The 21,679-nt window shown below is 72.9% G+C and carries 24 protein-coding genes; 11 read left to right on the plus strand and 13 right to left on the minus strand.

What is annotated here, in order from left to right; all coding sequences use genetic code 11:
• Positions 1 to 166: 166 nt before the first annotated feature.
• From BJF80_RS10760 to BJF80_RS10770, 3 genes are read left to right on the plus strand one after another with little or no spacing between them, the layout of a single operon-like run.
• Positions 167 to 2,191, plus strand: a complete 2,025-nt coding sequence (locus tag BJF80_RS10760) for an oxidoreductase (RefSeq protein ID WP_237767550.1) — start codon at positions 167 to 169, stop codon at positions 2,189 to 2,191.
• A 24-nt stretch (positions 2,192 to 2,215) separates the two neighbouring features.
• Complete coding sequence (locus tag BJF80_RS10765; RefSeq protein WP_075813496.1) at positions 2,216 to 3,502, plus strand: aromatic ring-hydroxylating oxygenase subunit alpha; 1,287 nt, start codon at positions 2,216 to 2,218, stop codon at positions 3,500 to 3,502.
• The gene (locus tag BJF80_RS10770) at positions 3,499 to 4,671 is read left to right on the plus strand and encodes an FAD-binding oxidoreductase (protein WP_075813498.1); all 1,173 of its coding nucleotides are present in this window, start codon (positions 3,499 to 3,501) and stop codon (positions 4,669 to 4,671) included. The genes BJF80_RS10765 and BJF80_RS10770 overlap by 4 nt, the downstream gene beginning before the upstream one ends.
• Before the next feature lie 301 nt (positions 4,672 to 4,972).
• Here BJF80_RS10770 and BJF80_RS10775 read toward each other — a convergent pair whose 3' ends face one another.
• Positions 4,973 to 5,944, minus strand: a complete 972-nt coding sequence (locus BJF80_RS10775) for a TIGR03557 family F420-dependent LLM class oxidoreductase (protein ID WP_075813500.1) — start codon at positions 5,942 to 5,944, stop codon at positions 4,973 to 4,975.
• A 153-nt stretch (positions 5,945 to 6,097) separates the two neighbouring features.
• Between BJF80_RS10775 and BJF80_RS10780 the strand changes: the two genes are divergently transcribed.
• From BJF80_RS10780 to BJF80_RS10795, 4 genes are all read left to right on the plus strand, one after another.
• Positions 6,098 to 6,343, plus strand: coding sequence for an antitoxin (locus BJF80_RS10780; protein WP_075813502.1), 246 nt, complete (start codon positions 6,098 to 6,100; stop codon positions 6,341 to 6,343).
• A gap of 205 nt (positions 6,344 to 6,548) precedes the next feature.
• Positions 6,549 to 8,660, plus strand: coding sequence for a catalase (locus BJF80_RS10785; protein ID WP_321166385.1), 2,112 nt, complete (start codon positions 6,549 to 6,551; stop codon positions 8,658 to 8,660).
• Positions 8,661 to 8,690: 30 nt separating this feature from the next.
• Positions 8,691 to 9,551 carry an SDR family oxidoreductase gene (locus tag BJF80_RS10790; RefSeq protein ID WP_075813506.1) on the plus strand — a complete coding sequence of 287 codons (861 nt, stop codon included), beginning with the start codon at positions 8,691 to 8,693 and terminating at the stop codon, positions 9,549 to 9,551.
• Positions 9,552 to 9,645: 94 nt separating this feature from the next.
• Complete coding sequence (locus BJF80_RS10795; RefSeq protein WP_075813508.1) at positions 9,646 to 10,167, plus strand: hypothetical protein; 522 nt, start codon at positions 9,646 to 9,648, stop codon at positions 10,165 to 10,167.
• Between the two features lie 157 nt (positions 10,168 to 10,324).
• Here the strand turns inward: BJF80_RS10795 and BJF80_RS10800 are convergent, their stop codons facing one another.
• The 5 genes from BJF80_RS10800 to BJF80_RS19350 form a co-directional block, all read right to left on the minus strand.
• A complete protein-coding gene (locus tag BJF80_RS10800; RefSeq protein ID WP_321166386.1) occupies positions 10,325 to 11,179 on the minus strand; it encodes a GTP pyrophosphokinase in 855 nt (284 codons plus the stop codon).
• Positions 11,176 to 11,319 carry a hypothetical protein gene (locus tag BJF80_RS21195; protein ID WP_321166387.1) on the minus strand — a complete coding sequence of 48 codons (144 nt, stop codon included), beginning with the start codon at positions 11,317 to 11,319 and terminating at the stop codon, positions 11,176 to 11,178. Before BJF80_RS21195 ends, BJF80_RS10800 begins: the two co-directional genes overlap by 4 nt.
• 131 nt (positions 11,320 to 11,450) lie before the next feature.
• Positions 11,451 to 12,488: an alcohol dehydrogenase catalytic domain-containing protein gene (locus BJF80_RS10805; RefSeq protein WP_075813510.1), complete on the minus strand. Its 1,038-nt coding sequence runs from the start codon at positions 12,486 to 12,488 to the stop codon at positions 11,451 to 11,453.
• 12 nt (positions 12,489 to 12,500) lie between these two features.
• On the minus strand, positions 12,501 to 13,394 hold the full coding sequence (locus tag BJF80_RS10810) for an MFS transporter (protein ID WP_202817194.1): 894 nt from the start codon (positions 13,392 to 13,394) through the stop codon (positions 12,501 to 12,503).
• Complete coding sequence (locus BJF80_RS19350) at positions 13,337 to 13,696, minus strand: hypothetical protein (RefSeq protein ID WP_202817195.1); 360 nt, start codon at positions 13,694 to 13,696, stop codon at positions 13,337 to 13,339. Before BJF80_RS19350 ends, BJF80_RS10810 begins: the two co-directional genes overlap by 58 nt.
• A gap of 230 nt (positions 13,697 to 13,926) precedes the next feature.
• Here BJF80_RS19350 and BJF80_RS19355 point away from each other — a divergent pair, with 230 nt between their 5' ends.
• Positions 13,927 to 14,127, plus strand: coding sequence for a hypothetical protein (locus BJF80_RS19355; RefSeq protein ID WP_075813512.1), 201 nt, complete (start codon positions 13,927 to 13,929; stop codon positions 14,125 to 14,127).
• Between the two features lie 30 nt (positions 14,128 to 14,157).
• Here BJF80_RS19355 and BJF80_RS10820 read toward each other — a convergent pair whose 3' ends face one another.
• Together BJF80_RS10820 and BJF80_RS10825 are read right to left on the minus strand one after the other, a co-directional pair.
• A complete protein-coding gene (locus BJF80_RS10820) occupies positions 14,158 to 14,550 on the minus strand; it encodes a type II toxin-antitoxin system VapC family toxin (RefSeq protein ID WP_075813514.1) in 393 nt (130 codons plus the stop codon).
• Entirely contained in the window at positions 14,547 to 14,801 is a 255-nt protein-coding gene (locus BJF80_RS10825; RefSeq protein WP_075813598.1) for a type II toxin-antitoxin system VapB family antitoxin, read from the minus strand. The genes BJF80_RS10820 and BJF80_RS10825 overlap by 4 nt, the downstream gene beginning before the upstream one ends.
• A gap of 128 nt (positions 14,802 to 14,929) precedes the next feature.
• On the opposite strand from BJF80_RS10825, the gene BJF80_RS10830 reads away from it, so the two are divergent.
• Together BJF80_RS10830 and BJF80_RS10835 are read left to right on the plus strand one after the other, a co-directional pair.
• Positions 14,930 to 15,250, plus strand: coding sequence for a sigma factor (locus BJF80_RS10830; protein ID WP_075813516.1), 321 nt, complete (start codon positions 14,930 to 14,932; stop codon positions 15,248 to 15,250).
• Positions 15,251 to 15,335: 85 nt separating this feature from the next.
• Positions 15,336 to 16,352: a zinc-dependent alcohol dehydrogenase family protein gene (locus tag BJF80_RS10835; RefSeq protein WP_075813518.1), complete on the plus strand. Its 1,017-nt coding sequence runs from the start codon at positions 15,336 to 15,338 to the stop codon at positions 16,350 to 16,352.
• Here the strand turns inward: BJF80_RS10835 and BJF80_RS10840 are convergent.
• Positions 16,330 to 17,973 carry an FAD-dependent oxidoreductase gene (locus BJF80_RS10840; RefSeq protein WP_075813520.1) on the minus strand — a complete coding sequence of 548 codons (1,644 nt, stop codon included), beginning with the start codon at positions 17,971 to 17,973 and terminating at the stop codon, positions 16,330 to 16,332. The genes BJF80_RS10835 and BJF80_RS10840 overlap by 23 nt on opposite strands.
• A 76-nt stretch (positions 17,974 to 18,049) precedes the next feature.
• On the opposite strand from BJF80_RS10840, the gene relB reads away from it, so the two are divergent.
• On the plus strand, positions 18,050 to 18,604 hold the full coding sequence (relB, locus tag BJF80_RS10845; RefSeq protein ID WP_075813522.1) for a type II toxin-antitoxin system RelB family anti-toxin: 555 nt from the start codon (positions 18,050 to 18,052) through the stop codon (positions 18,602 to 18,604).
• A 37-nt stretch (positions 18,605 to 18,641) separates the two neighbouring features.
• On the opposite strand, the gene BJF80_RS10850 is transcribed toward relB, so the two are convergent.
• The 4 genes from BJF80_RS10850 to BJF80_RS20215 form a co-directional block, all read right to left on the minus strand.
• Positions 18,642 to 19,250, minus strand: coding sequence for a GNAT family protein (locus tag BJF80_RS10850; protein WP_075813524.1), 609 nt, complete (start codon positions 19,248 to 19,250; stop codon positions 18,642 to 18,644).
• Positions 19,251 to 19,715: 465 nt separating this feature from the next.
• The gene (locus BJF80_RS10860) at positions 19,716 to 20,363 is read right to left on the minus strand and encodes a response regulator (protein WP_075813526.1); all 648 of its coding nucleotides are present in this window, start codon (positions 20,361 to 20,363) and stop codon (positions 19,716 to 19,718) included.
• Entirely contained in the window at positions 20,360 to 21,244 is an 885-nt protein-coding gene (locus tag BJF80_RS10865) for a sensor histidine kinase (protein ID WP_237767551.1), read from the minus strand. Before BJF80_RS10865 ends, BJF80_RS10860 begins: the two co-directional genes overlap by 4 nt.
• On the minus strand, positions 21,232 to 21,441 hold the full coding sequence (locus BJF80_RS20215) for a hypothetical protein (RefSeq protein ID WP_075868076.1): 210 nt from the start codon (positions 21,439 to 21,441) through the stop codon (positions 21,232 to 21,234). The genes BJF80_RS10865 and BJF80_RS20215 overlap by 13 nt, the downstream gene beginning before the upstream one ends.
• Positions 21,442 to 21,679: the final 238 nt, after the last annotated feature.

The following is a 21,679-nucleotide window of genomic DNA, read 5'->3' on the forward strand; positions in this document are numbered from 1 at the left end:
GCGCGCGTGGACCCGCACCGCAGACTCGCGGTATGCGCACCCTCGACCCGCTCCTGGACCCCTTCACGATCAAGGGGCTCCGGCTGCGGAACCGGGTCGTGAGCACCAGCCACGAGCGGCCTACGCCGAGGGTGGGCTGCCGCGCGAGCGCTACCTCGCCTACCACGTGGAGAAGGCCCGAGGCGGTGTCGGTCTCACCATGATCGGTGGCTCGGCGGTCATCGCCCGCGACAGCCCGCCCGCCTTCGGCAACCTCGAGCTGCACCGCGACGAGATCGTGCCCTGGATGCGCCGCCTCACCGACGCCGTGCACGAGGAGGGTGCCGCCGTCATGTGCCAGGTGACCCACCTGGGGCGGCGGACCAGCAACTACACCGGCGACTGGCTGCCGACGGTCTTCCCCTCGCCACTGCGCGAGCCGGCGCACCGGGCCTTCCCCAAGGTCGCCGAGGCGTGGGACCTCGACCGCATCGTCGAGGACTACGTCAGCGCCGCCCAGCGCTGCGTCGAGGGCGGGCTCGACGGCATCGAGCTGCAGAGCTACGGCCACCTGCTGGACGCCTTCCTCTCCCCCGCGACGAACCACCGGGACGACGAGTGGGGCGGCTCCCTCGAGCACCGGATGGCCTTCCCCCGGCGGGTCATCCGTGCCGTGCGTGCCGCGCTGGGGCCGGAGCCGGTCCTCGCGATCCGCATGTCCATGGACGAGGACCGGCCCGACGGCCTGCAGCGCGAGGAGGCGCTCACCGCGCTGCGCGCGTTCACGCAGGACGGCGTGGACCTGCTCAGCGTGATCAAGGGCACCATCGAGAGCGACGCGACGCTCGCCCGGGTCATCCCCTCGATGGGCACCCCGTCCGCGCCCTTCCTCGACTTCGCCGGGGAGATCCGCCGTGAGGTCGACATCCCCGTGATGCACGCCTCGCGGATCTCCGACGCGGCGACCGCCCGGCACGCGATCCGCGACGGGCTGCTCGACCTGGTGGGGATGACGCGCCCGCAGATGGCCGATCCCTATCTCGTCGCCAAGATCGCCGCCGGTGAGGAGGACCGGGTGCGGCCCTGCGTCGGCGCCAACTACTGCCTGGACGCGATCTACGCCTCGGGCGACGCCAAGTGCCTGCACAACCCGGCGGCCGGGCGCGAGCTCACGCTCAGCCACGTCGTCCCGCCCGCACCGGTGCGCCGCAAGGTGGTCGTCGTCGGCGCCGGTCCCGCCGGGCTCGAGGCCGGCAGGGTGCTCGGCGAGCGCGGTCACGACGTCGTCGTCCTGGAGGCCGACGACCTCCCGGGGGGCCAGGTCAAGCTGGCCTCGCGCCCGGGCCGCCGGCGCGACCTCGTCGGGGTCGTCGACTGGCGGGTCAGTGAGCTCAAGCACACCGGTGTCGACCTGCGCCTCGGCGTCTTCGCGGAGGTCGAGACGGTGCTCGCCGAGGAGCCGGACGTCGTCATCGTGGCCACCGGGGGTATGCCGAACCACGACTTCCTGCTCGAGGGCGCCGGGCTGGTGCGTGACACCTGGGACGTGATGTCCGGCGAGGTGCGGGAGGGCGGCAGCGTGGTCGTCTACGACGACAACGGCGCCGAGCCGGGCGTCGACGCCGCCGAGCTGCTGGCGGGCCGCGGGGCCCGGGTGGAGTTCGTCACGCCCGAGCGGATGATCGCGCCTCTCGTCGGGGGGATGAACTCACCTGCCTACCTGCGGGCCTTCGACGAGCACGACGTCGCCGTCACCCTCGCGACCCGTCTGGTCGGCGTCACGCGCCACCCCGAGGGCGGGCTCGTCGCCCGGTTGCGCCACGACTACTCCGGTGCCGAGACGGAGCGCCGGGTCGACCAGGTGGTCGTGGAGCACGGCACCCTCCCGCTCGACGACCTCTACCACCAGCTCGTGCCGCTGTCCGTCAACGCCGGCGCGGTGGACCACGACGCGCTGCTCGCCGTGCAGCCGCAGCTCATCGGCGTCGAGCACGCACCAGCGCGCGAGCCGGCGCCCGTGCTCGTCGAGGTGGGCGCGACCGCCCCACCGGGAGCGCCGCCGACGTCGCCGGCAGCCCTTCCCCCGGAGGTGGTCTCCCTCCCCAGCGGCCCGACCTCAGGCTTCCAGCTCTTCCGGATCGGCGACGCGGTCGCCAGCCGCAACATCCACGCCGCGATCTACGACGCGCTCCGCCTCTGCCTGGCCATCTGACCGGCATACCCGAAAGAGGATCCGATGACGACCACCCTCACCAGCACCCCCACGCAGACCACGACCGGGACCACCGACCTCGCCGAGCTGGTCGCCCGGCGGGTGCCGGGTTTCAGCCTGGACGCGCCCTTCTACACCAGCCAGGAGGTCTTCGAGGCCGATCTGGCGGCCGTGTGGGCACGGTGCTGGATCTTCGTCGCGACCGAGGCCGAGATCGCCGAGCCCGGCGACTTCGTCACCGTCGACATCGGCCCGCACTCGGTCATCGTCGTGCGCGACGACGACGAGGAGGTGAGCGCGCTGCGCAACGTGTGCCGGCACCGGGGCTCCCGGGTGCTCACCGAGCGTGCCGGGTCGGTCGCCAACATCGTCTGCGGCTACCACCGATGGACCTACGCCACCGACGGCACTCTGCTGCACGCCGGCGACCAGGCCCCGACCTTCGACACGTCCTGCTTCAGGCTGCGGCGGGTCCACGTGCGCACCGTGTCCGGGCTGGTCTTCGTCAGCTTCGCCGAGGACCCGCCCGAGGACTGGGAGGAGATGGCGGCGACCATCGCTCCCTACCTCGACCCGCACCAGCCGCTGCGCACCAAGGTCGCGGCCCAGCACGACCTCATCGAGCACGCCAACTGGAAGCTGGTGATGGAGAACAACCGGGAGTGCTACCACTGCGAGGGTGGGCACCCCGAGCTGACCTGCACCTTCTTCCCGACCTGGGGTTACGACCGCGACAAGATCCCGGCCCGCCTCATGCCCGCGCACGAGCGCTACCTCGCGGCCGAGGCCGCGCTGGAGACCGCCTGCCGCGAGCGGGGCATGGCCTTCGCCGAGGTCGAGGCCCTGGAGGAGGAGCGGTCCACCGCCTTCCGGGTCCAGCGCGAGGCGCTGGACGGCGCCGGGGAGTCCTACACCGTCGACGGGGCCGTCGCCTCCCGCCGCCTCCTGGCCGACTTCGACACGGCGCGGCTGGGGCGGGCCTCGGTGCACACCCAGCCCAACGCGTGGTTCCACTTCCTCTCCGACCACGTCGTCACCTTCGCGGTGCTGCCGCTGGCCCCCGACCGGACCCTGGTGCGCACCACCTGGCTGGTGCACGAGGACGCCGTGGAGGGCGAGCATTACGACCTCGGGCGGCTCACCGAGGTGTGGGACCACACCAACCAGGAGGACGGCGAGTTCTGCGCCCGGGCCCAGCAGGGGGTGGGCGACCCCGCCTACGTGCCAGGGCCCTACTCCCCCAGCGAGCGGCAGGTCGAATCCTTCGTCGCGTGGTACGTCGCCCGCCTGCGCGAGGAGCTGGCCCGATGACCGAGGTGCTGGTCCGTGCGACGCGGGCGCCGGCCTCCCGGGACCAGGTGGACGGGGAGCTCGTCTGTGTCGGGGTGGAGCAGGTGACCCACGACGTGCGCAGCCTCACCCTGGCGGTGCCGGACGATGCTGCGTTGCGGTTCCGGCCGGGGCAGTACGTCACGGTGACCGTGGAGCTGGACGGCGAGCCGCGCAGCCGGTGCTACACCATCGCCTCCTCCCCGCTGCAGACCGGCACCCTCACGCTGACGGTGAAGCGGCAGGGGCCGGTGTCGGGGTGGCTGCACGACCGGCTCGAGCCCGGTGGTCGGCTGCGGGTCAGCGGCCCCATGGGGGTCTTCAGCACCGACGAGCACCCGGCGGCCGCGCACCTGCTGCTGTCGGCGGGCAGCGGCATCACACCGGTGATGTCGATGCTGCGGACGCTCGCCCGGGTCGAGGGACCGCACGACGTCGTCTTCGTGCACAGCGCGCGGACGCCGGCAGACATCATCTTCCGCCGCGAGCTCGGGGAGCTCGCTGAGGCCCTGCCCTGGCTGCGGGTGGCGGTGGTCTGCGAGGGCGACAGCGAGGTCGAGGTATGGCGTGGTGCCCGTGGTCGACTGACCGCCGGGTTGCTCCGTGAGCTGGTGCCCGACGCCGCCGGCCGGGAGGTCTTCACCTGCGGGCCGGCGCCCTACATGGACGACGTGCGCGGGCTGCTGGCCGAGCTCGGGTGCGACCCACAGCGGTGCCACCAGGAGTCCTTCGTCCTCGACACCAGCGGGGGCGTGGTGGCAGGCGACGCACCCGCGCCGGACGTCCCGGCGTCCGACGAGGGCGTGGGCGACGGGGACGCCGCCGGGACGGCGATGCATACCGTGACCCTGACGCGCAGCGGCCGGGAGGTGCCCTGCGCCGCCGGCCAGACGATCCTGGCCGCAGCCGCCCAGGCCGGGTTGAGCCTGCCCTCGTCCTGCGCGGAGGGGGTGTGCGGCACCTGCAAGAGCCAGCTGCTCACCGGCAGCGTCGACATGCGGCACGGCGGTGGCATCCGGCCCCGCGAGATCGCCGCCGACAAGGTGCTGCTGTGCTGCTCCACGCCGCTCGAGACTGCGTCATCGAGGCATGAGGTCCCGGTCGCGCATGCCGGGGCATGGTGTCTCCCACTCAGCGGCCGGGTCCGGTGAGCCTCGCCGAGCGACCGCGCCCGGCGCCGGGCGACGCGGCCGGCGTGGGGCCACCGCGGACGGCGCCGGGCCGCTCTGCTGCAGCCTCACGGACCTCACGAGCCACAGGCTGCGGCAATCTGTCCACACGCGCGCGTTATCTCCCGGGCGTGTGCACTTATCCCTGCAGCGTGCTGCGCGTGGTGCCCACGTGACGCACGTGGCGGGGACAGTCCGGGCAGTCACGGGCTGCAGATCGGTGCGCTCGCGCCGCCCGCCGTCCCGCCCTCGGGCGTCGCCCTAGGTGTACCGACCTGTCCGGTCAGGACACCTCGGCCGAGAGGTCCTGCAGCCGCGGGCTCAGCTCCTCGCTGAAGAACCGCATGAAGCCGTCGACGTCCGGCCCCGCGTTGATGAGCGCCAGGTGGTCGAAGCCCGCGTCGGCGAACTGCCGCACGACCTCCAGGTGGCGCTCCACGTCGGGGCCGCAGGCGAAGACCTCGCGCATCGAGTCCGGGGTGATGAACTGCGTGGCGGCGTCGAAGTGGGGCGGGTTGGGGAGCTCGCTGTTGACCCGCCAGCTGCCCAGGCCGAAGCGGAACATCCGGTGCGCCGACTCGGCCGCCGCCTGCTCGTCCGGTGCCCAGGCGAGCGGCACCTCGTTGTAGCGCGGGCCGGACCCGCCGGCCTCCTCGAAGGCCTCGATGAGCGAGGCGTCCGGGTCGGTCGCGAAGATGCCGTCGCCCTGCTGGGCGGCCACCCGGGCCGCCTGCGGCCCGCCGATGGCCACGACGATGTCCGGCAGCGTCTCGGGCAGGTCGAAGACCCGGGCGTCCTCGATGGTGAGGAACTCCCCGCGGTAGGAGTGGTAGCCGCCCTGCCAGAGCAGGCGGATGATCTCGAGGGCCTCGCGCAGCATCTGGTGCCGGTCGCGCACCTCGGGCCAGCCCTGGCCGACGACGTGCTCGTTGAGCCGCTCGCCCGACCCCACCCCGAGGGTGAAACGCCCCCCGGACAGGATCTGGGTGGTCGCCGCGGCCTGCGCGATGATCGCCGGGTGGTAACGGATGGTCGGGCACGTCACCCCGGTCGCCAGCCCGATGCGCTCCGTCGACGCGGCGATCGCGCCGAGCACCGACCAGACGAAGGGCGAGTGCTCGTGCTCGGGCAGCCAGGGGTGGAAGTGGTCGCTGATCTCGACGAAGTCGAAGCCCGCGCGCTCGGCCTCCACGGCCTGCCGCACGAGCTCGGTGGGGGAGAAGTTCTCGGCGAACAGCTTGAATCCGATCTGCATGGCTCCAGCCTAGGAGCCGCGCCCCCGGCCGCGCGGCGTGCCCACGGGCGGCTGGGCCGGGTGCGCGGCGTGGGCGTCGCGCGGGGACATCAGCGACGCCGGGAAGTTGAGCCGGTGACAGGACCGCCATACCCCGCCAGCAGAGGACGAGACATGCCGTTGCGCAAGATCGCCGCCCTGGGCGCCGCCGCCGACGCGGCCCGCCGCTTCGCCCGCAAGGACCCGGAGAAGACGCGGTCCTTCCTCGACAAGGCCGCCGACTTCGCCGACCGGCAGACGAAGGGGAAGTACACCAGCCAAATCCGCTCCGTCTGCGACACGGCCGGTCAGGCGGCCCTGGGAGACGAGGGTCGCCCGCGCCCGCGCGACGAGGACCGGCCAGAGGGCTCGCGCCCCTAGCCCCGTCCGCTCGTGGCGGATGAGCGCGCGGAACCCCACGAGCGTGGTTAGCGTCGACGAGGGCCCGCACCCTCGACCGACCAGGCCGTCGGGCGTGCCTACCGACCACCGAGGAGACCGACATGGCCCACAGCGAGCACGACGCCACCGTCCCCGCAGCGCACCGGCACGAGCCGGCCGCTCCGTCCTACCCCCCGCGCCGGAGGTGCCCCGCCCGCCGAGCCCCAGCACCGCGGGACAGGCCGCCGACAACCCGCTCTACACCGACCGGACCGAGCCGGGGCAGGGCGGTGAGCTGCACCAGCTGCCCGGACCCGACCAGGAGGTCCTGACCACGGCGCAGGGGGTGCCGCTCGCCGACGACCAGAACTCCCTCAAGGCCGGTGACCGCGGCCCGACCCTGCTCGAGGACTTCGCGCTGCGCGAGAAGATCTTCCACTTCGACCACGAGCGCATCCCGGAGCGGGTGGTCCACGCTCGCGGGTACGGCGCGCACGGCACCTTCACCGCGGCCGAGGACCTCTCCGACCTGACGTGCGCCTCGCTCTTCGGCGAGGCAGGCAAGCAGACCCCGGTCTTCGTCCGCTTCTCGACCGTCGCCGGCAACCTGGGATCCTTCGACCTCGCGCGCGACGTGCGCGGCTTCGCCACGAAGTTCTACACCGACGAGGGCAACTGGGACCTCGTCGGCAACAACATCCCCGTCTTCTTCGTCCAGGACGCGGTGAAGTTCCCCGACCTGGTCCACGCCGTCAAGGAGGAGCAGGACCGCGGCTGGCCGCAGGCCCAGTCCGCGCACGACACCTTCTGGGACTTCGCCAGCCTCATGCCCGAGTCCACGCACATGCTGCTGTGGCAGATGTCGGACCGCACCATCCCGCGGTCCTTCCGCTTCATGCAGGGCTTCGGCGTGCATACCTTCCGGATGGTCGACGCGGACGGCCGCAGCACCTACGTGAAGTTCCACTGGGTGCCCCGGCAGGGCCTGCAGTCCGTGGTGTGGAACGAGGCGGTGAAGATCAACGGGGCGGACCCCGACTTCCACCGCCGTGACCTGTGGCAGGCCATCAACAACGGTGACCTGCCGGAGTGGGACCTCGCCGTGCAGACCTTCGACGACGAGTTCGCCGACCAGTTCGAGTTCGACGTGCTCGACTCGACCAAGATCATCCCGGAGGAGCAGGTGCCGCTGCGCGTCATCGGGACCATGCGCCTGGAGCGGGTGGTCGACAACGTCTTCAGCGAGACCGAGCAGGTCGCCTTCTGCACCCAGAACATCGTGCGCGGCATCGACTTCACCAACGACCCGCTGCTGCAGGGCCGCAACTTCTCCTACCTGGACACCCAGCTCAAGCGGCTGGGCAGCACCAACTTCACCCAGCTGCCCATCAACGCCCCCCGGTGCCCGGTGGCGCACTTCCAGCGGGACGGCCACATGCAGACCGGCGCGCAGTCCGGCCGCGCCACCTACGAGCCGAACTCCTTCACCGGGGCGGCGGCCGGCCCGCGGGCCGACGCCGAGCGGGGCTACCGCAGCGTGCCCCGGCACGAGAGCGGCGACACCCGTCGCGTCCGCCCGGAGTCCTTCGCCGACCACTACTCCCAGGCGGGGCAGTTCTGGCGCAGCCAGAGCGCGACCGAGCAGCAGCACATCCGGATGGCCTTCGTCTTCGAGCTCTCCAAGTGCGAGATCCCGCAGATCCGGACCCGCGTGGTGGCCAACCTGCGCAACGTCGACGAGGGACTCGCCGCCGCGGTCGCCGACGGCCTGGGGATGGACCTGCCGGAGGCGACGCCGCCGCACGTGCAGCCGAACCACGACCTGCCCGACTCGCCGGCGCTGAGCATGATGTCGCGGGCACCGCAGAGCTTCGCCGGGCGCAAGCTCGGGGTCCTCGTCACCGACGGCGTGGACGCCCAGGTGCTGGACGGCCTGCGCGAGACCTTCGAGCAGGGCGGTGCCCTCGTCGAGACGATCGGCCTCAAGGTCGGCGGGGTCACCCTCGCCGACGGCGAGCGCCGACCGGTGGACCACAAGATCGACGGGGCGCCCTCCGTCCTCTTCGATGCCGTGGCGCTGCTCGGCGCGGACGGTGCCGCCGAGGAGCTCGCCGGGCACCCCGCCACCCGTGACTTCGTCTCGGACGCCTTCAGCCACTACAAGGTCATCGGCCACCTGCCCGGCTCGCAGGCGCTGCTGCGGGCCGGGGGCATCGACGGCAGCCTCGACGAGGCGTGCCACGACCTGGGGACCGCCACCCCCCAGGACTTCCTCGAGGCCTGCGGCGCGCTGCGCCACTGGGCCCGCGACGTCTGAGCCGACCACCATCACGTACGGAGGAGAACCATGACCCGAGCAGACCTGTCCTCGCTCCCCGGCCAGCACCAGGACTGGCCCGGCACCGTCGCCGACCTCGACCCGCAGCCCGACCACGGCGAGCAGTCCTGGACGGGTCGGGACCGCCTCCCGGGGCGACGTGCGCTCATCACCGGCGGAGACTCCGGGATCGGGCGTGCCGTCGCCCTCACCTTCGCCAAGGAGGGCGCCGCCGTCGCCGTGGCGCACCTGCCGCAGGAGCAGGCGGACGCCGAGCGCACCCGGCAGCTGGTCGAGGAGACCGGGGGCACCTGCCACCTGTTCGCCGTCGACCTGCGGGACCGGGAGACCAACGAGCAGGTCGCCCGGGACGCCGTCGAGGCCCTCGGCGGGCTGGACGTGCTGGTCGCCAACGCGGCCTACCAGATGACCCACGACCTGCTCGAGGAGTTCCCTCCCGAGCAGGTCGAGCGGACCTTCGCGACCAACGTCTTCTCGCCGTTCTGGCTGGTGCGGGCGCTGGCCGACGAGCTGAGCCCGGGTGGGTCGGTCATCGTCACGACCTCGATCCAGGCCTACTCGCCGTCCGACCACCTGCTCGACTACGCCGCCACCAAGGCTGCGCTCAACAACCTCGTGGTCAACCTGGCCGCCGAGCTGGGGCAGCGCGGCGTACGGGTGAACGCCGTGGCACCAGGCCCGATCTGGACCCCGCTCATCCCCTCGACGATGGCCGCGCACAAGGTCGAGGGCTTCGGGTCGGACACCCCGCTCGGTCGGGCCGGCCATCCGGTCGAGGTCGCGGCGGCCTACGTCTTCCTGGCCTCCGACGAGGCGAGCTACGTCTCCGGCACCGTGCTCGGGGTGACGGGCGGCAAGCCGGTCTTCTGAGCCCGGCGGCCGCGGTCGCCGGCGCGACGGGCCTCGATCCCGACCGCCCCTGGATGAGAAGGTGGGGCGACCGGGACACGAAGGAGGCGCAGCGATGGCGGCGGACGGGCTCGACCCAGGAGAGCGCGAGCAGCTGACCTACACCCTCGACTCGCGCCTCGGACCGCACCTGGAGGCAGCCACCGCCGCGGTGCGCGAGGCCGAGCGTGGTCTGACCGACGCCCGGGAACGGCTGGCCGCCGCCGAGCAGGCGGTGCAGGAGGCGGCCTACATCTCGGACCCGTTGCCCTTCATGCGGCAGGGGGTGCAGGAGGAGGTCGACGGCCTCGCGCGCAAGACCACGGAGAAGAAGGTGCGCGCGTCCTACCGCTTCCTCGTCGACCGGACCGTCGACCTGGCGGCGGCGGAGGTCCAGCGCTACCACGACGACCGGTCCGCCGACCGCCAGGAGCAGGAGCAGGGCGTGGCGGCCTGTCGGGAGGCGGAACGGCGCGCCGTCCTGGCGCTCGAGGCGGCTCGCCAGATGCACGAGCGGGTCCGGCAGGCCGAGCAGTCGGCTCGGCAGGGGCTCGACATCATGGTCGCCCGGCTGGACGAACGGCCGCAGGACGGCTGACCACGCCCCGTCGTCCAGCATGGCCGCCAGGGGTCGACGAGGTCAGCGGCGTGGGTCGATCAGCGTCATCCCGGCGACGACGGCTGAGCCCGACGCCTCCGGCGTCGCACGGGCTGCGGACCGGACGATGGCGCGCCTGCTGCCAGTCTGGCAGCGCTCAGCCGGTGAGCCGGTCGAGGCGTGCGGTGAGCAGATCCTGCCGGTGCGCGTTGCCGTGCAGCCCGACGTAGCGCCCGCCGTAGACCTGCAGCAGCGAGTCGTCCAGCCGGCGGACCGCGCCGGGCGGGTAGCGGTAGCCCATCCGTGCCTCGATCTGCTCGACGTCCACGTCGCGGATGACCTCGCGCAGCTCGGACAGCGAGGTGATCCCCAGCTCCAGCAGCAGCCCGCTGATCCAGGCGTAGTGGTCGGTGCGCGACCACCCGGCGTCGGCGAACTGCCCGGCGAGGAAGGCCGCGAGATCGGTCGGGCTGATCCGCGGGTCGTCGTCGGCGGCGTCGGCCGGTGACGTCAGCTCCTCCCGGTGCCGGTCGCGGATCGCGGTGAACTGCTGGTCGGCCAGCTCCAGCAGCCCGGCGGCCAGGGTGAAACGGCGGTCGAAGTCGTGCGCGTGCTCCTCCGGCACCGACCCCTTGTAGCGGATGTCGTGCTCGAACTCGGCCCAGGCGTGCTGCAGCACGGTGCGGATCTGGACCGACGCCGGCTGCTGCGGGGGTGTGCCTGCCTCCCGCGCCCGCTCCTCGTCCAGCGCGACGAGCAGGTGCCGGCTGGAATAGCCGAAGCGCCCCTCGGCCGCGGTCTCCTGGCCCATGTCGCGGTCGTCGCGGACGTCCAGCTGCGCCGCGAGGAGCTGCGCGACGGCCTCGACGTCGGCCTGGACGTAGGTCACCACCCGCACCCCGATCTGGTCGGTGATGTCGGTCAGCGGCTTGGGGTGGGCCAGCCGACCGCCGCGGCTGCGCCGGGCCGCCTTGCCGGCGAAGGACTCCACGCTCTTGGTGCGCCCGGTCACCGCGAGGTAGTTGATGCCGGCGTCGTCCAGGAGCCGGGTGACGACGCGACGTAGGCATCGGTGGCGGCCCTGAGGGCGTCGTGGCCCGCGGCATACCGCGCCACCGCCCGCCGGATCCGCGTCGACTGGTTGCTCGCCATGCCCCCAGCCTGCCGCATCGTCGGCGGGCGGGCTGGCACACGATGAGTCGAACCGTCTCAGGCACGGGCCACGAGCCATGCGCGAGGGGCTCGCATCTGCTCATGCCGGGGAGCTCGGACCCCAGGACGATTCAGCGTCTGGGGTCGATGATCGTCATACCGGCCAGGCTGGCCCGGTCGAAGCCGGGGAGCAGCTGTGCAGCCTCGGCCAGCCCGATGGTGCGCTCGATCAGCCGCTGCGGGGCCAGCGCTCCGCTCTCGATGAGACCGAGCATGCCTGGGTAGTCGACCGCAGGCATGCCGTGGCTGCCGAGCAGGTCCAGCTCCCACCCGATGAGTCGCTCCAGCGGCACCTGCGGATGGCCCTGCGCGGCAGGGAGGAGCCCGACCTGCACGTGACGCCCGCGGCGGCGCAGGCTCAGCAACGCGTCGCCGCAGGTCTGCGCGCTGCCCACAGCGTCCACCGACACCTGGCTACCGCCCCCGGTCAGGGCGTGCACCTGGTCCGGCACGTCGGTGCCGTCCGCGAGCACGGTGTGCTCGGCACCGAGGTCTCGGGCGACGTCGAGCGCCCCGTGGTGGCGGTCCACGGCGACGACCCGCGCCCCCACGGCGCGGGCGATCATCACCACGCTCAGGCCGACCCCTCCCGCGCCGACCACCGTCACCCATTCGCCCTCGCTCACCTTCGCGCGGTCGACCACGGCCCGGTATGCCGTCGCGAAGCGGCACCCCAGGCTCGCCGCCGTCCGGAGGTCGATGGTCTCCGGGACCGCCACCAGGTTGGTGTCGGCCGCATGCAGTGCGACCTGCTCGGCGAACGACCCATGATGGGTGAAGCCGGGCTGCTGCTGGTGAGGACACACCTGCGCCTCACCGCGACGGCACCACTCGCACCCGCCGCAGCCGCACACGAAAGGGACGGTGACGCGATCACCGGAGCGCCAGCGACGGACGTCCGGGCCGACCTCCACGACCACCCCGGCCAGCTCGTGCCCAGGGACGTGCGGATAGGCCAGGTCGTCGTGCCCCGCCCAGGCGTGCCAGTCGCTGCGGCACAACCCGGTCGCCCGCACCTCGACGACGACGCCGCCCGGCGACGGGCGCGGGTCTGGGATCTCCCGGACCTCGGGCCTGCTCTGCACGGCGTCGACGACCACGGCTCTCACGGCCCGAGCGTGTCACACCTCGGGTGACAGCGCCCGCATCGGCCGCCCGCGGCGGCGCTCGCGAGCCATCGCCAGCAGCCCGAGCACCGGGCCGGGGAGCAGCAGCCAGGCGACCGCCGGGCCGAGGGCGGCATAGGCGGCGGAGACGAGCACGATGGAGACCGCGCTGATCGCGAAGCCCGCGCTGTTCTGGATCGCGAGGGCGCTGCGCACGAGGTGCGGCGGGCAGGCGCGGGCGCTGAGCGCGGAGAACTGTGGCGAGTCGGTGATGACCGCGACGCCCCACAGCAGGAGGGCGACCAGGACGAGCCAGGTGGGGCCGCCCGCGAGCACGGGGTATGCCGCGCACACCGCGCCCGAGGCCGCGAGCGCCCCCGTGGCGACCCGCCCGCTGCCCCAGGCGGCCGACAGCCGCCCGCCGACGACGCAGCCGACCGCGCCCACGCCGATGACGGCGAAGGACCATGCCGACACCCCCGACGAGGCCGGTGACAGCGCGTCCGCGACCAGCAGCGGGACCACGGTCCAGAGGGCATACAGCTCCCACATGTGGCCGAAGTAGCCCAGCGCCGCGAAGCGGTAGTCGGGCACGGTGAACGCGCTCAGCACCGCGCCCCAGCGCAGCCCGTCCGGGGAGGCGGTGGGCAGGTGCGGGCCGTCGCCGAGCCGGAGCACGACCGCCGCCGCGACCAGGGCGAGCCCCGAGGAGGTGAGCATGACCTGGGACCAGTCGAGACCGACGCCGACGGCGCGGATGCCGTGCGGGAGGGCGGTGCCGAGGGTGAGCATCCCGACGAGCCACCCGAGCGTGGCGCCGGCGCGCTCCGGCGCCCAGGAGACGACCATCTTCATCCCGAGCGGGTAGACCCCGGCCAGCGCGGCCCCGGTGAGGAAACGCCAGAGCATCCCCTCGGCGAGGCCGGAGGCGAGCAGCGCGAAGCGGCGTTCGCCGCGGCAGCCACGACCGCCGAGACCGCGAAGACCCGGCTGGCCCGGAAGCGGTCGGCCAGGCTGGTCATGGCCATGGCGATCGTGCCGACCGCGAACCCCAGCTGCACGGCCAGCGTCAGCCGCCCGACCCCGCCGGCGTCCAGGCCCCACTCCACGCGCAGCCCGTCGGCGGCGCTGTTGGCGCTGAACCACACCGAGCTCCCGAGGAGCATCGCCACCACGATCGTGGCGACGGCCCGCCGGGGGGAGGTCGTCATGCGTTGACCATAGAGCTCCCGAGAGCTCGCTGGCGCCGGGGTGGTCCCGGGGCGAGGATGGGCCCATGCGACGCCTCGTGTATGCCGGGATCGGGTCGCTGGACGGCTACGTCGCCGACGCGCAGGTCGACCTCGACTGAGGCGCGCCGGACGCGGAGCTCCACGCCTACCTCAACGAACGGGACGAGCAGGTCACCGCCGAGCTCTACGGCCGCCGCCTCTACGAGGTGATGAAGGTCTGGGAGACCTACGACACCGGACCGGAGGCGAGCCCGGAGGAGCGGCAGTACGGCGAGCAGTGGCGCAGCCGCCCCGAGGTCGTCATCGGGTCTGGCACCCCATGGCTGCCCGCGGACCTGCGGCTCGACCTGCGCCTGGTCGACGTGCACCGCTTCGGCAGGGGCGTCGTGCACCTGGCCTCAGAGCTGTGAGGGCCGCACCCCGGGGCTTTCCGGTGGACGTCAGAGCGCTGGCGCGACGTCGGTATGCGTGAAGTCATCACCCTTGAAGAGCAACGGCTCGCCGCTTTCGCGGGCGAGGGCATACGCGAAGCAGTCACCGAAGTTGAGTCGGGCCGGGTGCCCACTTCCCCGGCCGAAGTCGGCGAAGGCCCGCTGCGCAATGGCGCCGTGGGCCACGGTGAAGGGCTCGACACTCATGCGCAGCGCTTCCAGGAGATCCTCGACCCGCCGCTCCACGACCGGGTCCTCGAGACGTCGGATGACGATGGCCAGCTCCAACCGCATCCCGGCGGACATGCGCACCACCGTCGCCCCGGCGAGCGCTGCGAGGATCGCGGGCCGCTCGGGCTCGTCCCGCAGGATCGCCACGATCGCGGACGTGTCGACGATCACGTCGGCAGACCGGCGTCGTCGTAGAGGTCGTCGTGGTCGAGGACCGTCAGGTCGTGCCGACCCAGGTGGACGTCCAGGTCGGCAAGTATTGCGTCGACGCGGGTCCTACCGCTCGCGGCGTCATCCGTCGGCAGCCCGTCGAGGAGCTGTCGGAGGGCGAGCTCGATGACACTGGTCTGGGAACGTCCGGTGCGGGCCGCCGCCTGCCGCGCGAGATCGTGGACGCGCGGATTTTTGATGTTCAGGCTCATGTCTACCATTCTACCTCCGTCGTCCACCCTTGGCCGAGAAGGTAGACAACGGTGATGGGGTCGTCGCCGATGTCAGGTGCGTCCCTTCCTCAGCCGCCACCCCGAGACCGACGCCTAGCCGGACTCTCGTGGAGGATCTGTTGCGGCGGCTCGGGCCGCGGGTCCTGGGTGTCCTCGTCCGGCGTGGGGCGGACTTCGCATCGGCCGAGGACGCCGTGCAGAAGGCCCTCATCGAGGCGGTCGACCGCTGGCCGGAGGGTATGCCGTCCGACCCGCAGGCGTGGCTGGTCACCGTCGCCTGGCGCCGGTGGCTGGGCCACGTCCGTTCCGAGACGGCACGGCACCGGCGTGAGCGCGCGGATCTCGCGGAGCCGCCGCAGCCCGGCTGGGCCAGGGGTCAGTGCTGCGGCGGGCCCGTCAGGTGGCCCGTGGGACGGCGCCACCGCTGACGTCCGGGGTAGGGTCCACCACGTCGGCCGGCACCCGCCGGGCCGCCCGGGACGAGCAGCACGGACCAGCAGCACAGGAGGAAGCATGCGCGGAGCAGTCATCCACGGACCGGGGGACATCCGGGTGGAGGACCGGGAGGACCCCACCGTGACCGAGCCCACCGACGCCGTCATCCGCACGGTCGCCGCCTGCGTCTGCGGGTCCGACCTGTGGCCCTATCGCGGGATCTCGCAGGTGGCCGAGCCCCGGCCCATCGGCCACGAGTTCGTCGGAGTCGTCGAGGAGACCGGGTCGCAGGTGTCGACCGTGCAGGCGGGGGACTTCGTGGTGGGGGGCTTCCTGCACAGCGACAACACCTGCCCGGTCTGCCGGGTCGGCCAGCACGCCAACTGTCAGAACGGCGGCGGGTATGCCGGGTGCCAGGCCGAGCGCATCCGCATCCCGAACGCCGACGGGACGCTCCTGGCCACCCCCGGTCGGCCCGACGACGACCTGGTCCCGAGCCTGCTGGCCCTCTCCGACGTCATGGGGACCGGCTGGCACGCCGCGGTCTGCGCTGGGGTGCGCGAGGGCGGGAGCGTGGTCGTCGTGGGTGACGGCGCGGTGGGCCTGTGCGGCGTGCTCGCGGCGCGCGTCATGGGCGCCGAGCGGATCATCGCCATGAGCAGGTACGAGGACCGGCAGCGGCTGGCCAGGGAGTTCGGGGCCACCGACGTCGTCGCCGAGCGCGGCGACGAGGGGGTGGCCGCCGTCCGCGAGCTGACCGACGGGATCGGCGCTGACGCCGTGCTCGAGTGCGTCGGCACCCAGGACTCGGTCGTCCAGGCGCTGCAGTCCGCGCGGCCGGGCGGGATGGTCGGCTGGGTCGGCGTCCCGCACGTGACCGACATCCCGCAGGAGCACATGTTCTACCGCAACGTGGGGCTGCGCGGCGGCATCGCACCGGTGCGCGCCTACCTCCCCGACCTGCTGCGTCTGGTGCTGGACCGGGAGATCGACCCGGGCCGGGTCTTCGACCTGGAGCTGCCCCTGGAGCAGGCCGCCGAGGGGTATGCCGCGATGGACGAGCGGAGGGCGATCAAGGCGTTGCTGCGGCCCTGACCGCCCGCAGGACCACGTCGTCGACGTGGTGGGTCGACACGGCGCCGGACGGGCGGGGACGGGTCTCGTGCACCTGCACGGTCCACCCGTCCTGCGTCGCGAGCGCTGCGGCGACCTCCTCGACACCGACATACGCCTCGGGGTCGAACATGCGGGTCTGCTCGGCGGGGTCCACGGGCTCGCGCATCGGGGACAGGTCGTGGCCGACCACGAGGAGCGTCCCGCCCGGGGCGACGGCACCCAGCAGGGTGCGCAGGCCTCGTTGCTCCGGGGTCCGCAGGAACGAGCCGTACTGGAGCGAGACGAGGTCGTAGGTGGCGCCACCGACGGCGTCAGGAGCGTTGACGTCCCGGTGCAGCAGGCTCACCGCGAGCCCACGGCGCTCCGCCTCCGCCCCGACGTGCTCCAGCGCCGCACCGGAGATGTCGGCAGCCGTGACGTCCCACCCCTGCTCGGCCAGCCACCACGAGTCGCCACCCTCACCGGCACCGACGTCGAGAGCCCGGCCGGGCGGCATACCCTCGACCTCGGCGACGAGGGTGCCGTTGGGGTTGCCGCTCCACATCCGCTCCCCGGTGCCGTAGCGCGCGTCCCAGTCACCCTCCTCGCCCGCGGTGCGCTGCCCCGAGCGCAGGTCCTCGTCGGCGAGGCTGAAGGCGATCATGGCGCCGACCCGGCTCCCGTGGGCGGCCGACGGCAGCACCTGCAAGGACGGGTCGGTGAGATTGCCCGCGCCGTACACCCCGGGCACCGTGGTCTCCCCGGTCATCGGGTCCACCTGCAGCACCTCACCCAGACCGCTCGGGTGCGCGCTCGCCTCGATCCCGAGCGGCGCCAGCGCCTCGACGCGGGCGTGGAAGCGGGTGCCGACGAGGACCGCGTCGGCCTCCAGCAGCGCCCCGTCGACCAGCTCCACGCCGGTCACGGCGCCGTCCGACCCGGTGACCACGCGCCGCACGCCGGTGCGCACGACGGGCACACCGGCGACCTCGAGCGCGGTGAGAGCAGCCTCGTCGACGCCCGCCACGTCGTGCAGGACGACCGTGAGCCGGTCGGTCAGGTGGCGGAGCAGCGCGGTCGGGTGCAGCCCCATCGGGTGTGTGACGATCTGGACCAGGCGCTGGTCGCGGACCTCGTAGCCGTGGCAGAACGGGCAGTGGATGACGTCCTGCCCCCAGCGCCGCGCGAGCCCCTCGATGTCGGGGAGCTCGTCAACGATGCCGGTGGCGGCGAGGACGCGGCGCGCGAGGAGGGTATGCCCGCCGCTGAGCTCGACGCGGAAGCGACCGTCCTCCCCTGGTCGGACGGCGAGCACGCGACCGGTGAGGATCTCGCCCCCGTAGCCGCGGACCTCCTCGCGACCGACCGCCAGCAGCTCGGAGGGCGCCGCGGCCTCCCGACCGAGGTAGCCGTGCATGTGGGCGGCCGGGGCGTTGCGCGGGGTCCCGTCGTCGACGGCGACCACGGTGCGCCGCTGCCGGGCGAGCTGCAGCGCGGCGGCGAGGCCGGCCGCCGAGCCGCCGATGACAGCGACGTCGCAACGGCGCTCCATCGTGGGCCCGGAGTGGTCGTGGCCGTGCGCACGGGACTCGTGCTGGTGAGGATGCTGGGGCGTCTTCATGGCTCTACCCTACCGACCGCATGCGGTATACGGGACAGAGTTTGCAGGATTCGCAATACGCCGGCAGACTGTCCGGATGAGCACCACCGATGTCGAGACGTTGGCGCGCACCCGGTTGCGCAGCCTGCGCAGCACCCTGGGCTACTCGCTGGAGGAGCTCGCCGAGCGGACCCACCTCAGCCCCTCGACCATCAGCCGCATCGAGACCGGCAAGCGCACGCTCGGGTTGGACGTCCTCGTGCCGCTGGCCCAGGCCCTCGGGGTGAGCCTCGACGCCCTCTTCGAGCGACCGGGCGACGAGGACGTGGTCATCCGGCCGGCACCGCACAGCTCGGGCGGGCACACCACGTGGCCGCTCAGCCGGCCCGACGGTCGCACCGTGGCCATTAAGATGCGCCTCGAGCCCTCGCCACGCGCTCCCGAGCAGAGGGTCCACCCCGGGCACGACTGGTTCGCGGTCATCGAGGGACGGGTCCACCTGCTGCTCGGGGAGCGCGAGATCGAGGTCGGCACGGGGGAGGCCGCCGAGTTCTCCACCATGACCCCGCACGCCATCCGGGCCGTGGGCGGGCCCGCCGAGCTCATCATGATCTTCGACCGGGAGGGGCAGCGGGCGCACGTGCACCAGTGACGCGGCAGACCGCACTCGGGGCACGGACTGCGGACCGTCAGGTCGTCGGCGCGGACACCTCGATCGACATCACGCAGTTCTTCAGGCCCTTGGGGCGCACGTAGGTGAAGCCCAGTCGCTCGTAGAGCCGGCGGGTGCCGTTGTAGAGGAACGAGGAGGACATCTTCTTCGTCTGGTGCGTCAGGTCGTGCGGGTAGGCCTCGACCACGCCCCCGCCGGCCTGCGCGATGAGGTCGAGCGCACCGCGGATCGCCACCTCCGTCAGGCCTCGCCGCCGGTACCGCCGGTCGACGAAGACGCAGGTGATCCGGTAGTCCGGGTCGCGGTCCTTCTCCTTGTCGTACTGCTTGCGGTGGTGAATGTTGGGCAGCTCCTCCGGCGTCCCGAACTCTGCCCATGCCACCGCCTCGTCTTCGTCCATCACGAGAGCGGCGTGCGCGAGGCCCGACTCGACATACTCCCGCTTCATCGCCCTGCTGCCCTCGGCGCCCGGCAGCCGGTCTTCGCAGGAGGGTTGGAAGTAGGTGCACCAGCACCCCCCGAAGATGCCGTTGTGCCGCAGCACGAGGTCGTCGAAGGCCGGCCACGTCTCGGGCGTCAGCGCGCGGACCTGGAGCTGGGCGACGTCGCCCGTGTCGGTGCTCATGCCCACAACCTAGGGGGTATGCCGGACACCTCGCGTCCTACGCGGTGCGTCCCGGCTCGTACAAGGCTCGGAGGATGAGAAGCCGTGTCATCGCCGCGGACCGCGACCGGGTCTACGACGTCGTCGCCGAGCCGGACAACCTGCCCCTGTGGTCACAGGGGCTGACAACCGCGCAGATCAGCCGGGACAGCGACGACCTCGTTGTGGAGTCACCCATGGGCGAGGCCCGCGTGCGCTCGTCCTACGCAACCACCTCGGGGTCGCCGACCACGACGTCCTGCTCCCCTCCGGCACCATCGTCACGAACCCGCTGCGGGTCCCCGCCCACCCCCACGGCAGCGAGGTGGTCTTCACCATGCGCCAGGTCGAGCTCACCGACGAGGAGTTCGAGCGCGACTGCCGGACCGCGGCCGAGGACTCGACCGTCTGGCTGGGCTCGTCGAGGGGTGAGCCGCGCCGGCCGTGTCAGACGCGCCCGGTGTGGTGGGCCCACATGGCGATCTCGACCCGGTTGCGGACCCCGAGCTTGGACAGCAGGGAGGCGACGTGGGTCTTGGCGGTGCTGAGCCCGATGAAGAGCTCGGCCGCGATCTCGGCGTTCGTGCGCCCGCGGGCGACCAGGACCAGCACCTGCTCCTCCCGCTCGGTCAGCGGGTCCAGCGGTTGCGCCGGAGCCGTGGGAGCCCGGTCGGCGAAGGTCGCCAGCAGCCGCCGGGTGACGTTGGGGGCGATGAGAGCGTCACCGCGGGCCGCGGCGTGGATGGCCTGGACGAGCAGTTCCGGCCCGGCGTCCTTGAGCAGGAACCCCCGGGCACCGGCTCGGAGGGCCCCGAGGACGTACTCGTCGAGGTCGAAGGTCGTGATGACGACGACCGCCATGGGGTCGGGCACGCCCGGCCCGGCCAGGCGGCGGGTCACCTCGACGCCGTCGAGCCCGGGCATCCGGATGTCCACGAGCAGGACGTCGGGCCGCAGCCGGGCCGCCAGCTCGAGCGCGCCGGGTCCGTCCGCGGCCTCTCCCACGACCTCCAGACCGGGCTGGGCCCCCAGGATCAACACCAGGCCGGTCCGCACCAGGTCCTGGTCGTCGGCCACGACGACACGGATGCTCACATCGGACCTCCCGTGGGCAGCACGGCCTCGACCACCCAGCCGCCCGCCAGACCCGGCCCTGCGGAGAGGGAGCCGCCGAGCAGCTCGGCGCGCTCCCGCATACCGGTGAGACCGAAGCCCGCAGCCGGCCGCGGCACCGCCCCGGCCACCCCGTCGTCGACGACCCGCAGGACGACCGCGTCGTCGACCCGGCGGACGTCGATCACCACCCGGGTCGCGCCCCGCGCGTGCCGCAGCGCGTTGGTCAGGGCCTCCTGCGCCAGGCGGTAGGTCGCGGCGTCCACCGGACGCGGCAGCCGCACCAGGGGGCCGGTGAGCGCCACCTCGACGACCGGTATGCCGTCCGGCCGGGCCAGGCCGGAGAGGTCGGTGATGCCTGGCTGCACGGCGAGGGTGTCCCAGCCGTCCTCACGGAGCACCCGCACCACGGAGCGCATCTCCGCCAGGGTGCGCGTCGCCTCGGTCTCGATGGCGGCGAGGATCCCCGCCGCCCGCTCCGGCTGGGTGCCGGCGACGACACCTCCCGCCTGGGCCTGCACCGCGATGGCCGAGACGTGGTGCGCCACCGTGTCGTGCAGCTCCCGGGCCAGGGTCAGGCGCTCGTCGTTGCGGATCTCCTGCTGACGGCGGCGCCACACGTCGGCGCGGTAGCGGAACACCGCCGCGAGGGCGACGACGAGCAGCAGGAGCACGCTGCCCCCGACCACCTCGGCCACGTTCGCCGCCGCGGCATACATGCCCAGTGTCGCGACCGTCGCGACGACGAGGATCCCGAGGGCGATCTCCCGACCCGAGCCCCACCGCGCCAGGGAGTAGAGCAGGACGAGGATGACCATCATGGATCCGAGGCCGAGGTCGTCGCTCCGGGTCAGCAGCTGCACGAGGACAGCGACCCGGCCGCGCCGAAGCCGACGACGCAGGCGACGAGGGGACGGCTGCGCCGCCACAGGAGGACGGGCATGAGCGCCACGGCGAGCACGGTCACAAGCGGCTGCCCCGCGAGGCCCGGACGCGCGATCCCCTCGACGAGCGCGGCGACCCCGAACCCGGCGACCAGCCACCCGTCATGGCGCCCCACGGGTGGAGGGTCAGGTGGCCTGGCTCCCGCCAGAAGGAGCGCCACAGCGCGTTCATCGCCCCAGCGTAGGGACCGGCGTGCCGCGGTGCACCTGTCGCGCGACGACCCGGCCGCCGGTCAAGCCCAGTGGAGTGGTGTAGCGCTGTGATCCCTCGTTTGGGTTCAGGTGGTGAGGGCGGGTAGGTGATCAGCTCCGATCTCGGGTTCGGTGTCGGGGACGATGGTTGCCCGGCAGCGG

Origin of the sequence: Serinicoccus sp. CUA-874, from assembly GCF_001942225.1 — a bacterium.
Classification (GTDB): domain Bacteria; phylum Actinomycetota; class Actinomycetes; order Actinomycetales; family Dermatophilaceae; genus Ornithinicoccus; species Ornithinicoccus marinus.